Annotated in this window: 11 protein-coding genes; 6 read left to right on the plus strand and 5 right to left on the minus strand. The window is 51.8% G+C overall.

Translation table 11 applies throughout. The features are described 5' to 3' along the window. Positions 1-32: 32 nt before the first annotated feature. From A7983_RS03565 to dtnK, 5 genes are all read right to left on the minus strand, one after another. Positions 33-1,379 (minus strand): gluconate:H+ symporter, encoded by a 1,347-nt coding sequence (locus A7983_RS03565; protein ID WP_005975074.1) that lies wholly within the window; start codon positions 1,377-1,379, stop codon positions 33-35. A gap of 322 nt (positions 1,380-1,701) precedes the next feature. Continuing rightward, complete coding sequence (locus A7983_RS03570) at positions 1,702-3,669, minus strand: YjhG/YagF family D-xylonate dehydratase (RefSeq protein WP_005975076.1); 1,968 nt, start codon at positions 3,667-3,669, stop codon at positions 1,702-1,704. A gap of 138 nt (positions 3,670-3,807) precedes the next feature. Continuing rightward, positions 3,808-4,725, minus strand: coding sequence for a dihydrodipicolinate synthase family protein (locus tag A7983_RS03575; RefSeq protein WP_005975078.1), 918 nt, complete (start codon positions 4,723-4,725; stop codon positions 3,808-3,810). Between the two features lie 474 nt (positions 4,726-5,199). Beyond that, the gene (locus tag A7983_RS03580) at positions 5,200-6,180 is read right to left on the minus strand and encodes a D-threonate 4-phosphate dehydrogenase (RefSeq protein WP_005975080.1); all 981 of its coding nucleotides are present in this window, start codon (positions 6,178-6,180) and stop codon (positions 5,200-5,202) included. Further along, positions 6,173-7,501 (minus strand): D-threonate kinase, encoded by a 1,329-nt coding sequence (dtnK, locus tag A7983_RS03585; protein ID WP_039478335.1) that lies wholly within the window; start codon positions 7,499-7,501, stop codon positions 6,173-6,175. The genes A7983_RS03580 and dtnK overlap by 8 nt, the downstream gene beginning before the upstream one ends. A gap of 235 nt (positions 7,502-7,736) precedes the next feature. Here dtnK and A7983_RS03590 point away from each other — a divergent pair, with 235 nt between their 5' ends. From A7983_RS03590 to A7983_RS03615, 6 genes are all read left to right on the plus strand, one after another. Beyond that, positions 7,737-8,873, plus strand: a complete 1,137-nt coding sequence (locus tag A7983_RS03590) for an iron-containing alcohol dehydrogenase (protein WP_005975084.1) — start codon at positions 7,737-7,739, stop codon at positions 8,871-8,873. Between the two features lie 80 nt (positions 8,874-8,953). After that, on the plus strand, positions 8,954-9,838 hold the full coding sequence (locus A7983_RS03595) for a dihydrodipicolinate synthase family protein (RefSeq protein ID WP_005975086.1): 885 nt from the start codon (positions 8,954-8,956) through the stop codon (positions 9,836-9,838). A 38-nt stretch (positions 9,839-9,876) separates the two neighbouring features. Next, complete coding sequence (locus A7983_RS03600) at positions 9,877-11,292, plus strand: sodium:solute symporter family protein (protein ID WP_005975088.1); 1,416 nt, start codon at positions 9,877-9,879, stop codon at positions 11,290-11,292. 3 nt (positions 11,293-11,295) lie between these two features. Beyond that, positions 11,296-12,483, plus strand: a complete 1,188-nt coding sequence (locus A7983_RS03605; RefSeq protein WP_005975090.1) for a sialidase family protein — start codon at positions 11,296-11,298, stop codon at positions 12,481-12,483. A gap of 167 nt (positions 12,484-12,650) precedes the next feature. Then, positions 12,651-13,118 carry a YhcH/YjgK/YiaL family protein gene (locus tag A7983_RS03610; RefSeq protein WP_005975092.1) on the plus strand — a complete coding sequence of 156 codons (468 nt, stop codon included), beginning with the start codon at positions 12,651-12,653 and terminating at the stop codon, positions 13,116-13,118. A 227-nt stretch (positions 13,119-13,345) separates the two neighbouring features. Beyond that, on the plus strand, positions 13,346-14,035 hold the full coding sequence (locus A7983_RS03615) for an SDR family NAD(P)-dependent oxidoreductase (RefSeq protein WP_005975094.1): 690 nt from the start codon (positions 13,346-13,348) through the stop codon (positions 14,033-14,035). Positions 14,036-14,342 lie beyond the last annotated feature (307 nt).

The following is a 14,342-nucleotide window of genomic DNA, read 5'->3' on the forward strand; positions in this document are numbered from 1 at the left end:
AGCGTTACCGTACATACCAGAGCGCAACAACGTCAGAGCATCATATTAAGTAAAAGAATAAAGATAAGACCAAAGATAGAAACTAGCGTAGAGAGTAAAGTCCAGGTCGCAAACGTCTCTTTCATTGTTAAGCCGAAATACTCTTTAATCATCCAGAAGCCAGCATCGTTAACATGCGAAGCAATGGCGCTCCCCGCCCCTGTTGCCAATGTCACTAATGCCAAATTAGCGTCACTTTGTGCTAACGTCGGGATCACCAGCCCTGCTGTGGAGATAGCCGCCACGGTTGCCGATCCCAACGAAATTCGTAGAATCGCCGCGACGCACCAGGCCAGAAGAATAGGCGATGCCGATGTGCCAGCAAATAACTCTGCTACATAGGTTCCTACCCCACCGTCGATCAACACCTGTTTGAATGCACCGCCCCCGCCGATGATTAATAGCATCATCCCAATGGCAGCCGCGGCAGAGCTACAGGACGCCATCAACGTTTTCATCTCGATATTCCGTTGCAGCCCCATAGAGTACATGGCAAATAACAAAGAGATCACCATCGCAACCGAGGCATCACCGAGCAGTTTAATAATATCAATCAGCATGTTACCTGGCACGCCAAGCGCCTGCTGTACCATGGATACCAGCGTTGCGATTGACATCAGAATAACCGGGAGCATAGCAGTAAATAAGCTAATACCGAACCCTGGCGTTTCCTCTAATAAAAAGGTTTTCTGCATACCTAGTGATTCAATATTACCAACTTTATTAAATCCTTCCGGCACGATGATTTTGGCTACTTTATTAAATAATGGCCCACAGAGAACAACCGTCGGCGCGCCGACAATAATGCCATAGAACAATACCGTTCCTATATCAGCACCATATTCACCTGCGATCATCGTCGGACCAGGGTGCGGAGGAAGAAAACCATGAGTCACCAATAATGCGGAAATCATGGGGATCCCAAGGTGAAGGATCGATACATTCAATTGTCGCGACATGGTAAATAAAATGGGGATTAATAAAACCAGTCCCACTTCGAAAAATAAGGCAATCCCGACAATAAATGAAGCAATAACCACTGCCCACTCAATACGGCGTGCACCAAAACGGTTAATCAGCGTCACCGCGATACGATGCGCGCCACCGGCATCTGCAATCAGTCGTCCCAGCATTGCCCCTACACCAAAGATCAATGCGATATGGCCAAGTGTTCCACCCAGTCCTTTCTCAATTGATTTCACGACGCCATTGAGAGGGATACCGAGTGCCAACGCAACACCAAAAGCAACAATGAGTAAGGATACAAAGGTATTTAACTTTAACTTCATGATAAATATCAGAAGGAAAAAAATACCGATACAGACAATAAATAAAGGCATCTTCGTAACTCCGGGTTTTTATATTTTACGGTAAGATTTATTTTTATTCATTCTCATTAAAAAGAAATAAAACAGAAAAAGCCCAAGTCCTCAACAGGACAGAAAACCGTAATTAGGCCTGCCAATTTCACAGCATAAAAGAGAATGAGTATATTTATAATTTCCCTGGTGATGGCTTTTTAATTAACGCTTAACTCCTTTTCATTACGATCGGGTAAAAACCCCTCCACGGCATATTACTGGCTGAAAGATAAATCAGGACAGTAATATGCAACATGACATTATCTCTGCAACATAATTTATCGATATAGAATAAAAGGCATTAATAATTTAAAACTTTCATACCTGCACGTAATGCATCGATAATTTTATCGGTATCATAAATACAGCCTTTCCAAGTGCCGCCGCTTGCCGCCTGCAACGCTGCCCACAGGCGTGTATCATCGGGTAGCTCGGCGTGAGCGCTCAAATCAGGATGTGCCTGACGTGTCGCCAACACTTCAGCACCTTCTTCCGGCGTCAGTCGCTGCTCGGTGGTGCCGATAAAGTTAATAGAGCCCGACAACTGCTGCCTATCGACAATAATCTCAATAATATCGCCATCGCGCAGCTTGCCTATCGGACCGCCGACTAACGCTTCCGGACCGACATGACCAATGCAGGCTCCCGTTGATACACCAGAGAAACGGGCATCGGTGATAAGAGACACGTGCTTGCCGTAGGGTAAATGCTTCAGCGCTGAGGTGACCTGATATGTTTCTTCCATACCGGTGCCAGATGGCCCTCCGCCGATGATGACCATAATATCGCCGTGATGAATCTGACCATGTTTAATGGCGTGGATCGCCAACGCTTCAGAAGTAAAGACGCAGGCCTTGCCGGTATGACGATAGACACCATCTTCACCCACCACGGAGGCATCGATCGCCGTGGATTTAATCACCGATCCTTCCGGGGCAATATTGCCCATCGGGAAGGTAATCGTTGACGTCAACCCTCTTTCGCGTGCTTGCACGGGGCTCATGATGACCTCATCGGGGCGGATACCATCCAATTCCCACAGGCGCTCACGGAATATCCTCCGCCGTTCAGAGGTCTCCCACCAGGCAAGGTTGTCACCCACACATTCTCCCGTCACGGTCAGCGCATCCTCATGCAGTAGCCCCAGATCGCGCAGGTGCAACATGACTTCCGGCACGCCACCGGCCAAAAACGCACGCACGGTAGGATGATAAACCGGGCCATTAGGTAAAACACTCACCAGACGCGGCACGCGACGATTGATCGCCGTCCAATCATCAACACTCGGGATCCGGCAGCCAGCAGCATGAGCAATCGCGGGAATATGCAGCAGCAAATTGGTTGACCCACCAAACGCCGCATGAACCGCCATCGCATTCTCAATAGCCTTATCAGTCAGGATATCTTTGGTGCTTAACCCCTTACGCTCCAGTGTCAGTACTGCACGAGCCGATTGCCGGGCAATTTCCAGCCAGACCTCCTGACCAGAAGGTGCCAGTGCCGAATGGGGTAATGCCAGCCCCAGCGCCTCTGCCACTACCTGAGAAGTCCCTGCTGTGCCAAGAAATTGGCATCCACCGCCCGGCGAAGCGCACGCTCGACAGCCAAGCATCGCGGCTTCTTCCAGCGTGATATCGTGGTTGGCAAAACGGGCACCAATGGTCTGAACTTTCCCGGCATCTTCACCCTGTGTTGGCGGCAATGTCGCCCCACCGGGAACAATAATCGTCGGCAGAGTATGCATAGAGGACAGCGCAATCATCATCGCCGGCAACCCTTTGTCACAGGTGGCGACACCGATAACCGCTTTGCGGGTGGGGAGCGATCGAATCAGACGACGAAAGACCACCGCGGCATCATTCCGATACGGCAATGAATCAAACATGCCGGTGGTTCCCTGAGAACGGCCATCGCAAGGATCGCTGATATAACCGGCAAACGGCACGCCACGATGCAGCGCAACTTCTTCAGCCGCTGCGCGCATCTGCAAGCCAATCTCCCAATGTCCCGTGTGATAACCTAACGCTACAGGCTTACCATCAGCATCGCGGATCCCGCCCTGCGTACCTAAAATTAACACCTCGCTACCCAGCAATTTATTTGGGTCCCACCCCATACCGGCGTTGAGCGTCAGACCGAAAATATGGCCGCTCGGTGAGTCAATCAGCATTTCCGGTGTCAGCGGTAATGCTCCCTGAGGACCTTCCGCATGCGTCTGAATGTCATAAATCTGCGCATTGTCCTGATGAAAAATTGTATTTATAGACATGGCTTATTCACTTATTTTTTGGAATAAAACGTACTGTTTTCTTTTAGATAACAGCATGCACGACATCACTACTCACTGGATTCCGGTTTCAGGCCGCACGCACTGCGCTAGCGTCCCGTAACCGGATAACTCTTTTCGTTATTTTTCTGATAACACGCCCGCATCAACGAGCGTTTGCCGAACCTGTGCTTTCTGCTCGTTATTTAATGGCTGTGTCGGCGCTAAACAGGCCGTGGAAATATCCAGTCCCATTAGCGTCATCGCTTCTTTCACAACATTCACAAATGGACTGTCAATTTGATAGAGGCGCGGCAATTGCAAAATCGTTTTATGCATGTCCATCGCCTCAGCGAATTCCCCATTGCGCAGCGCCTGATAGATACCGACAGACAGTTCAGGTACAAAATTGGCACTGGCGGAGATTGCTCCATCTCCCCCCATCAACACCGTATTCAATAAGTGATCGTCAAAACCACAGAACACCGCGAAATCAGGATGGGCGCTCTTCACTGTGGTGATCATATCGCGCAAATGCGCCACAGAATCGATGGTGTCTTTGATACCGACGATGTTGTGATGTGCATCGGCCAGACGCTTCACGAGAGCGGGATAGAGATCCTGACCGGTGAGCTTGGGGAAATTGTACAAAATCACCGGGAGCGAGACAGCGGTGGCGATGGCGCCGTAATAGCCCATCAAGTTCTCTTCGGTAATTTGCCAGTAGTAGGGGTTAATGGCGACAACCGCATCTGCACCCGCTTCCTCAGCATGTTGACTTAGCGCAACGGCTTCACGTGTGTTTGTACTGCCCACGCCAATCAATACCGGAACACGACGATCCACCATACGGATCACAGCCTCGGCCAATGCCATACGCTCTGTCGCAGACATTTGCGAAAACTCCCCTCCCGTACCGAGGAAAAATAGCCCATTCACGCCTGCGGCGATCAGGCTGTCAATCACGCGTTGCATTCCTGCTTCATCCAGAAGGCCATCATTCGTAAAGATTGATGACACCGGTGGAATGATCCCGGCGAACTTGGTGATAAATCCCATTTAACTTCTCCTTACAGCATCAGATAGCAAAAAAGAAACAGACTCTCTGCCAATACATTTGGTCAGTGATGATGATTTTTGTTTTACATTATAGAACTCAGTTCTACATTACATAACCGAAATGCTAGCACCACAGTTTGTGGCGAGTAAATAACCGGCAGAGCGAAACATTGAGAAATGGTCACTGGATCACAAAATAGAGACACGGGAGGAAACGGAGAGGCGGTAATCAGTCAGTCATGCCGCACCAGGAAAACAGGTGCCACAAGGGATGACCCTGTGTTGGCAAAATACGATGGAGAAGGAAAAAGGCGTGACACTCGCGTTACGCAGAACAGGGAATGGGGAGGAATAAAACGCTATATTCTTAATTGCAGGATACCAGAACCCTTCCCGACTGCGGAAAGGAAGATATCCTGCAATGTGTACTGTCGCTTAAAACACCGTGCTGACAGCGGCGGTAGCCGCCGCCAATCAGGCCAGTTGCATCGCAAGCTGAATAGAGATCGCCATGCTTTCAGGCTTCGCTTTACCCGTCCAGGCAATGTCAAAGGCCGTGCCGTGGTCAGCCGACGTGCGGATAAACGGCAGCCCAGCGGTGATGTTCACCCCATCATAGAAACCCAACAGCTTGAGCGGGATATGTCCCTGATCGTGATACATCGCCACCACCATATCGTACTGGCCTTCATACGCCTGCAAATAGACGGTATCCGGCGGGCACGGGCCATATACATCAATGCCTTTGGCCTTCATGGCTTCAACCGATGGCGAGACGATTTTAATCTCTTCATCACCAAACAGGCCATTCTCACCCGCGTGCGGGTTAACCCCGGCAACGGCGATACGTGGATGGGTAAAACCGACGCGCTTAAGGAAGACGTCCGCCATGTCGATCACCGTTTCCACGCGATCGCGGTTCAGGGTATCGAGGAATTTACGCAGTGCGATGTGCGTTGAAACATGGATAACTTTCAGCTTATCGGTATACAACACCATCGCATAGTCGCGGCTGTTGGTCAGCTTCGCCAATAGTTCGGTGTGGCCCGGGTAAAGGTGACCTGCCGAGTGCAGCGCTTCTTTATTCAGTGGCGCGGTCGCGATCGCATGCACTTCACCCGCCATTGCCAGCTCGGTGGCTTTCTTTATGCAGCGATAGGCTAAATCGCCCGCCTGTGCCTGAACGACACCCGGTTTCAACGCCTGTGGATCTTCCAGCGGCTCATCAATGATGTTGATGACGCCTGGTGCAAATACCGCGTCAGCCGGTTTATCAATGATTTTTAACTCTACGGCAGGCACCACATTCAGCGCCAGAACACGTCGCATCGTCTGTACGCAGCCCACCACCACGGCAGATGCGCCGGAAAGCTCGCCTTCGGCCAGAGATTTGATAATAATTTCTGGTCCAATCCCTGCTGGATCACCCATCGTTACTGCAATAATTTTACTCACTGACCTTCTCCTCAATAAAACGTAAAACGTCGAGCAAAGTAGTTTCGTTGCCAAAACCCCCCGCTTTAGTCATCACAGGGGTCATGCCGACAACGCTGTTCAGCAGGTATCCCCAAGGCACGCAGGATGCGATTTGCCCCTTAATCTGAAAGCCGGTAGCGCCCAGCGCGGTTGCTACGGCAATCGCAATATCACCACCCGATAAATACAGCCCTCCCGGTAAGCGTCGGCTAGCACCATCCGCTGCCCGACTATCTAGTGCCTGAACAATGCTGCGCGTAAGTTCTCCCAGATAGTGGCTGATCGTTTCACCAAGCTGCTGGCGACTCAGTCCAAGCTCCCGACACCGCGCATCGATCTCGAAGCGCTGATTCTCGTTGTGACAGGTACGGATAATGCAGTGGTGCCCATTCATCAGTGCGTTCACCGCGTCCTGACACTGGGACGCCATGCCGGTAGCTGAATGGGATGAAAAAAGCGCGCTGATATCGATCTCAACCAGCGTGACATCGCGGCGCAGTCGAGCGATTGCAATCTGTTTTTGAGCGATGTCGCTCATTGACCCCACGACGGCCAGCAGCGGTTTCTCGGTCTTATGGGTAAAATCCAGCACATTTGCCAGTGCGTCGCTCAAGCCTGCCGAGCCAACCAGCAACGGACGAAACGGCAGCGCCTTCGCGGCATCAACGATATGCATCAAGTCGTCTTGCACGTCAGTATCAAGAATAATCAGACGCGCCCCCTCGTCTGCCAACTGCTGCAAACGCAGGGCTAAATTAGCCTGACGAACATCATCAAGATGGACTTCAGCCACCGGCAACGCGGTCTGTTCCGCCAGACGAGCCGCAATAGAAGCCGACGCCACCGGAGTTTTCGGATCGCTGGCAAATTCGGTATCGGTAAGCAAACGACCATTAACCCAGACTTCACCTTTTCGGGTAACCCGTCCCAGCGTCGGCGATGCCGCAGCAATCAGTGCAACAGGCACCTCTGCCGCAGACAATGCAGCGGCGACTTCTGCACCCAAATTCCCACGCAACGTCGAGTCTATCTTCTTAATAATCCAGCCTTGCCCGCCAGCCGCCTGCCAGGCGGCTACCGCGTCTGCAGTACGCTGAGACGCCACATCGCTATGCGCCGCTCGGCTATCGGTGTTAATGACTACCGCATCACCCAGTAAATCCGCATGCAGTTTATTGACGTCAAATACGACGCTAACTCGCGCACCATGCTGCGCCAGTCCGACGCCCGCATCATTGGCACCCGTAAAGTCATCAGCGACAACGACGACCTGCTCTGCTGATTGCTGCATGTTTGGCATACCTCATTCTCGGTTCATGGTTATCTGGTAATGATTATATTGAATCACATTTGATTATATGTGAGCAACATCAAATTATTTAAAAGGAATTTCACCTATAAATTATCACCACGATGTGGCAAATGGCGTTCAGTCGTGATGAAAACCACGCCATTTGACTGAAAATAATCACTATCGCAACCATTATCATCGCGATAACGCTCTGGCGAAGAAGAGAAAAGGCAAGGTAATAAGCATGAACATCAATAGCACTATCCTCAGCGGCTACCGGGTACTTCAGGACATCAGTCACCTGTTGTCAGGAAAACAGCACGTTTTATTTGTCACCGACAAAAACATTGTCGGGCTGCCTGACGTTCAGGCGCTAATCGCACAAGTTAAGCAAGCCGTTCCGCAGGTTCTGCTGGTGGATAATGTGCCTGCCGAGCCGAGCCAGCATGACGTTGCCCAGATCCTGAGCCAGTTGGCACAAACCCAGACCGATCTGGTGATCGGCGTCGGTGGCGGCAGCGTGCTGGATGTCGCCAAACTGCTTTCCGTGCTATGCGCGGGTGATGAAACCGTGACGCTGGATAGCCTGCTGGCAGGGGAAAAACCCACCCGCCGCACAACGTCACTGCTTATCCCAACCACGGCGGGAACTGGCTCAGAAGCCACGCCGAATGCCATTCTGGCGATCCCAGAGAAAGAGACGAAAGTCGGCATTATTACGCCCGTGATGCTGCCGGACTACGTTGCGCTGGTGCCAGAGCTGACGATCAGCATGCCGCCACACATCGCCGCTTCAACCGGTATTGATGCGCTCTGCCACCTGATCGAGTGCTTCACGTCTACGATTGCCAACCCGGTCAGCGACAACTACGCGCTGATTGGCCTGAAAAAGCTGTTTGCCAACCTCGAAACCTCCGTGCGTGAGCCGGGCAATCTGGAAGCCAAGCTGAATATGCTGTGGGCGTCCTATTACGGCGGTGCCGCCATTGCCCACTCCGGTACGCATCTGGTTCATGCGATGTCCTACCCGCTCGGCGGCAAGTACCACATTCCACACGGCGTAGCGAACGCCATCTTGCTTGCACCTTGCATGCGTTTCGTGCAGGACGCCGCACAGGACAAATTCGCTCAAGCGTATGACCTGCTGCCGGATGCCGATCTGACGCTCGATACAGCAGAAAAAGCGCAGGCGCTGGTGACCTATTTCAGCGAGCTGGTCAAACGACTTAATCTGCCCAACACCTTACAACAGCTTGGCGTGGAAAAAGATCACCTGCCCTACCTGGTCGATGCCGCGTTACAGGTTCAGCGCCTGATGAAAAATGTACCGACGCAGGTCAGCGCTGACGATGTGCGTGAGGTTTATCTGACCCTGTTTTAACAGCGCAGCGTTAAGAACATCGTTTTGAGTAGAACAGTTTTAGGTTTTCACTTTTTGATTACGTGTCACGAGGAAGAACAATGAGTAAGAACATTACTGGCGTCCTGACCGCCATCGTCACGCCATTTGATAACCAGGGCGAATTTAATCCCGCAGCCATGCGTCTTCAGGTTCAACGCCAGATGCGCTATGGCAACGGTATTTTCTGTAACGGCACCAACGGTGAGTTTTTCGTTCTGCACACCGATGAGAAAGTCGCCGTCACGGAAACCTGCGTTGATGAAGTTGCCGGAAAAGTGCCGGTTGTCGGCCACATCGGTGAAATCTCCACGCGGGAAACCATCAAGCTCGGCAAACGCATCGCCGCGCTGGGTGTTGATGCCGTTTCTGTCATCACCCCGTATTTCATTCCACTAAAACAGGAAGAACTGATCGCCCACTACACCGCCGTCGCCGATGCGCTGACCGTGCCGGTGTTTCTCTACAACATTCCTGCACGCACGGGAAATACGCTGGCGCCGGAAACCGTCCGCACGCTGGCAGATCACCCGAACATCATCGGCATCAAAGACAGCGCAGGCAGCTATGAAAGCCTGAGCAGTTATGTGCAAGCGGTGAAAGGTGTGCAGGGTTTTAACGTACTGAATGGCCCAGACTCGCTCATTCACCAGGGCTTTGTTGACGGCTGCTCCGCCTGTATTTCCGGGCTGGCTAACGTGGCACCGGAACCGATCAGCCAGATTTGGCATCGTTTCCATGCAGGTGACATTGAAGGCTCGCGTCAGGCACAAGAACAGGTTGCCGAATTGCGTAAGACACTGTATGCCATCGCATTCTCACCGGCTGTGGTGAAGAAAGCGCTGGCAATCATGGGTGAAGATGTCGGCGTCAGCCGCTATCCGATCCAGTTTTCCGCACAGGATGAAGACAACATCCGCAACATACTTAGTCAATTCTCGCAGTAACAGAGAAATTTCAATTTCCACTTATAGGCCGAGAAGATATGAACCATTTTAGCTTAACTGACACCCTCATAATCGTTGGGATGATTGTGTTTTATATCGCATTCACCTCATGGTTAACCTACAAGCTCCGCAGTAAATCGAACACCGAGTTCATGGAAGGCTCACGCGCACTACCGGCGTTTATCGTCGGTATCCTGCTGATGACCGAATTCATCGGTGCCAAATCCACCATCGGTACGGCACAGTCTGCCTTTGAGAACGGCTTTGCCGCCTCCTGGTCGGTGATTGGCGCCGCCATCGGTTTCCCGCTGTTTGGTATTATTCTGGTGAAGAAGATTTATAACACTGGGAAAATCACCATCTCCGGCGCGATTGCCGAGAAATACGGTACTAGCACCAAAAATATTATCTCGATCATCATGATCTATGCGCTGTTGCTGGTAAACGTGGGCAACTACGTCAGCGGCGCAGCGGCCATCGCCACCGTGTTGAAAGTCTCGCTGCCTGTCGCTGCGCTGATCACCGCTGTCGTCAGTACCTTCTACTACTACTTCGGTGGTCTGAAAGGGACAGCCTACATCACGTTGATCCACAGCGCCGTGAAATACGTAGGGGTGATGATCATTCTGTTCGTGGCGTTGAAAATGACCGGCGGCTTCAAACCGATGATTGAACAAATGCCGGATTATTACTGGACGTGGGACGGGAAACTCGGTGCCAGTACTATCTTCGCTTGGTTGATCGGGACTATCGGTTCTATCTTCTGTACGCAGTTCGTGATTCAGGCCATTTCATCAACGAAAGATGCCACCAGCGCGAAACGCGCCACCTGGGTCGCTTTCTTCTTCTGTATGCCGATTGCACTGGCTATCGCGGTCATCGGTGTCGCAGCGAAGTTTTCCCACCCTGAAATCAACAGCCTGTACGCGATGCCGGTCTTCCTGCAAGACATGAATCCATGGCTCGCTGGTCTGGTCACGACATCACTGGTCGCCTCTATCTTCATCAGCGTAAGTATGGTGGCACTGGCTATCGTTTCCCTGTTAATTAAGGACTTCTACGTTCCTTACTGGAAACCAACGCCAGAAAAAGAAATGAAAATGACCCGAATCCTCTCGCTTGTCGTAGGTTTCGCACCGCTCATCTTCGTTCTGTTCGTCCCTGAAATTCTGAAACTGTCGTTCTTTACGCGTGCCATTCGTCTGTCGATTTCCGTGGTTGCCGTGATTGCGTTCTATCTGCCGTTCTTCGGCAGCGCCCGTGGTGCAAACGCTAGCCTGATATCATCCTGCGTGGTCACCTCTGTTTGGTATATTCTCGGCAACCCATACGGCATCGATAACATGTATGTCGCGTTGATTACCCCAGCTATCGTCATACTGATCGATCGTCTGATTCCGAACAAAGCGCACAAAATCAAAGTTTCTCAAACTGAAAATAAATCAGGAGCCTGAGTCATGAGTAGCGAAACCATTACCGTCGAACGTAGCGGAAAAGTTCATCACGCAGAAGGCGATGCCGCGCGTCTGGATGCCTACATTCCGTCGGAATGCCCGCAGAATCATGCGGCCAACCTGCTCCATCTGCCAAACGGCGATGTGCTGTGCGTTTGGTTCGGTGGTACACAAGAAGGGATTGCGGATATCTCTATCTACATGTCCCGCCTTGTGAAAGGCAGCGATAGCTGGAGTAAAGCCGTTAAGTTGTCTGAGGATGCTACGCGTTCTGAACAGAACCCGGTGCTGTTCCTCGCACCAGATGACGTGCTGTGGCTGCTGTACACCGCACAGAAATCCGGTAATCAGGACACCGCGATTGTGCGCTACCGTCAGTCTACGGATTTGGGTGCCACCTGGGGCGAGATCGGCACACTGCTCGATCAGCCAGGCACCTTCATCCGCCAGCCCATCACCGTATTGGAAAACGGCGACTGGCTGCTGCCCGTGTTCTACTGCCGCGTTCAACCGGGTGAGAAATGGGTCGGCAATAACGATGACAGCGCCGTGAAAATTTCCAGCGATCGGGGTAAAACCTGGCGGGAATATCCGGTCCCGAACAGCACGGGCTGCGTACACATGAACATCACCCCGTTGCAGGACGGCACGCTGCTGGCGCTGTACCGCAGTCGCTGGGCCGATTTTATCTACCAAAGCCGTTCAACCGATGGCGGTAAAACCTGGTCAGATCCGGTAGCAACCGATTTGCCGAATAACAACTCGTCCATTCAGGTGACTACGCTGAAAAACGGCCATCTGGCACTGGTGTTCAACCACATGAGCGCTGCCGATGCCACCGATCGCCGCCTGTCGCTGTACGATGAAATCGAGGATGAAGAAGACAAGGCCAGCGGTGCCAAAATGCCGGAAGTGCAAGCCGGCGATCGTAGCGCCTTCTGGGGCGCACCGCGCGCGCCAATGACACTCGCCATTTCGGAAGACGGTGGTAAAAGCTGGCCGTGGCAGCGCAATGTCGAAGTGGGTGACGGTTACTGCATGACCAATAACTCAACGGAGAAGCTGAACCGCGAGTTCTCTTACCCCAGCGTCAAGCAAGCGCCAGACGGTAAGCTGCACCTTGCGTTCACCTACTTCCGTCAGGCGATCAAGCATGTCGTGGTAAGTGAAGAGTGGGTCAAGGCGGGTTAAGGCTGTCGTTCCTTTAGAGCCTGAGATACACGGAGCGACCACGGGGCGAGGCTTCCCTACGGGAACCTCATCCCCGTGTTTCTCCTAAAAGTAGGCTTAAGGTTAAACCGCGCTGCTTTTTCTCTTTTCCAGCGGGGGCTCTCCCCCACTATACCCGGGATATTATTATGATTGCAGGAAACCTAAACGCCCTCAAACTCGCTACGCTGCCCGACGCACTGTGGACCATTCTGTCCGCACAGGGCATGTCGTTGGTTGAACTTAATGCGCTACCAGAAGGCCGTTATCAGCCAGAAGGTGCCGAATGGTTCTACAACATTGGCACGACGAGTACCGCACCACGTGCCGAACGACATACCGAATTTCACAGCAACTACCTCGATATTCAACTGATTCTGGCAGGCGAGGAGATTATCGGTTACGGTCTGAATGACGTGCATGGTCAGCCCGCAACGGAGCGTAAACCGGATCTTTATATTCTGGATAACCCGCAGGTGCCGCATCAGATTCATCTGCGAGCAGGCGATTTCGTCACGTTTTATCCGGGAGAAGCCCATCAGGCGCTGTGTGCCATCAACGACAATCCAGCGCCGGTTAAAAAAGCCGTATTTAAAATCCCCGTTACGTTGTTGTAATTAAGAATGGTTATCCCCTAAATAATTCGAGTTGCAGGACAAAACGTTAACGTTTTGAACAACGCAAAGCGTTGGCCCTTTAGGGCGAGGCACATGTATGGGCCTCGTAACGCGGCAACCGCGCGAATCCCCAAGAGCTTACTCAAGTAAGTGACTGGGGTGAGTAAGAGAAGCCAACGCACATGCAGCTTGAAGTATGACGGGAATGTATTAAGGAGACACATCTCATGTCAGCGACAGCCCCTAAACACGCCCTGGTTACCGGTAGCAGCTCAGGGATCGGTGCCGCCATCACGCAAAAATTACTGGCGGAAGGCTGGCGGGTAACCGGCCTGTCACGTAAGCCGGGTGACTATTCGCATCCACACTTTACCCACCGTGCGGTGGATATCATGGATACACCCGCGCTGATCGCTATTCTGGACGAGATTGCGCAGATTGATGCCGTTATTCATGCTGCGGGCATTATGAAATCTGCGCCACTCGGTCAGCTTTCACTGGAGGACGGCGAAACGCTGTGGCGCTTGCATATCAATGCAGCGCAGGTGCTTGCCGACCGTCTGGTCGATAAGCTGCCGTCAGGAGGCAGAATTGTGCTGCTGGGCAGCCGCACCTCCAGCGGTGCCGCAGGACGCAGCCAGTACGTAACCACAAAATCTGCGATGATTGGTATGGCGAGAAGCTGGGCAGCGGAGCTGGCACCACGTGGCATTACGGTAAACATTGTCGCGCCGGGTGCCACAGAAACCCCGATGCTGACGATGCCGGGTCGCCAGAGTTCACCACCGAAGCTACCGCCGATTGGCCGTTTCATTCAGCCGCAGGAAGTGGCCGATTTGGTGGGTTATCTGCTCTCCCCTTCTGCGGCAGCCATTACCGGCCAGCAGTTGGTGATGTGCGGCGGTGCCTCGCTGTAGTGCACTTTTTTCATTATTACAGGCCAATTTTCTTAAGCGTAGATTGGCCTGAGCTTTCTTTTCTTCAACCGTTCCCCTGCAAGCCTAATTATATCGCACATATAACTCTTTTTATTTATCACACATACATTAACCGATAATAATTAATAGAATAATAATACAAACCCCATTGCAGAATAACTAAGAATGAATTGATCTTAATCAATCAATTAACAACACCATCCTTCCTCCTCATTTAAATAGCGCCTACACTATTTTGAATACCTAAAAATCAAGATAGAAAAATAATTATTCAAAATAGCACCTA

This window comes from Pectobacterium wasabiae CFBP 3304 (assembly GCF_001742185.1).
GTDB lineage: Bacteria > Pseudomonadota > Gammaproteobacteria > Enterobacterales > Enterobacteriaceae > Pectobacterium > Pectobacterium wasabiae.

Bases quoted from the DNA above. Each gene is read 5' to 3' on its own strand.
- A7983_RS03575 (WP_005975078.1), bottom strand. From the start codon at position 4,725: ATGGGATTTATCACCAAGTTCGCCGGGATCATTCCACCGGTGTCATCA.
- A7983_RS03615 (WP_005975094.1), top strand. From the start codon at position 13,346: ATGTCAGCGACAGCCCCTAAACACGCCCTGGTTACCGGTAGCAGCTCA.
- A7983_RS03565 (WP_005975074.1), bottom strand. From the start codon at position 1,379: ATGCCTTTATTTATTGTCTGTATCGGTATTTTTTTCCTTCTGATATTT.
- A7983_RS03570 (WP_005975076.1), bottom strand. From the start codon at position 3,669: ATGTCTATAAATACAATTTTTCATCAGGACAATGCGCAGATTTATGAC.
- A7983_RS03605 (WP_005975090.1), top strand. From the start codon at position 11,296: ATGAGTAGCGAAACCATTACCGTCGAACGTAGCGGAAAAGTTCATCAC.
- A7983_RS03610 (WP_005975092.1), top strand. From the start codon at position 12,651: ATGATTGCAGGAAACCTAAACGCCCTCAAACTCGCTACGCTGCCCGAC.
- A7983_RS03590 (WP_005975084.1), top strand. From the start codon at position 7,737: ATGAACATCAATAGCACTATCCTCAGCGGCTACCGGGTACTTCAGGAC.
- dtnK (WP_039478335.1), bottom strand. From the start codon at position 7,501: ATGCCAAACATGCAGCAATCAGCAGAGCAGGTCGTCGTTGTCGCTGAT.
- A7983_RS03600 (WP_005975088.1), top strand. From the start codon at position 9,877: ATGAACCATTTTAGCTTAACTGACACCCTCATAATCGTTGGGATGATT.
- A7983_RS03595 (WP_005975086.1), top strand. From the start codon at position 8,954: ATGAGTAAGAACATTACTGGCGTCCTGACCGCCATCGTCACGCCATTT.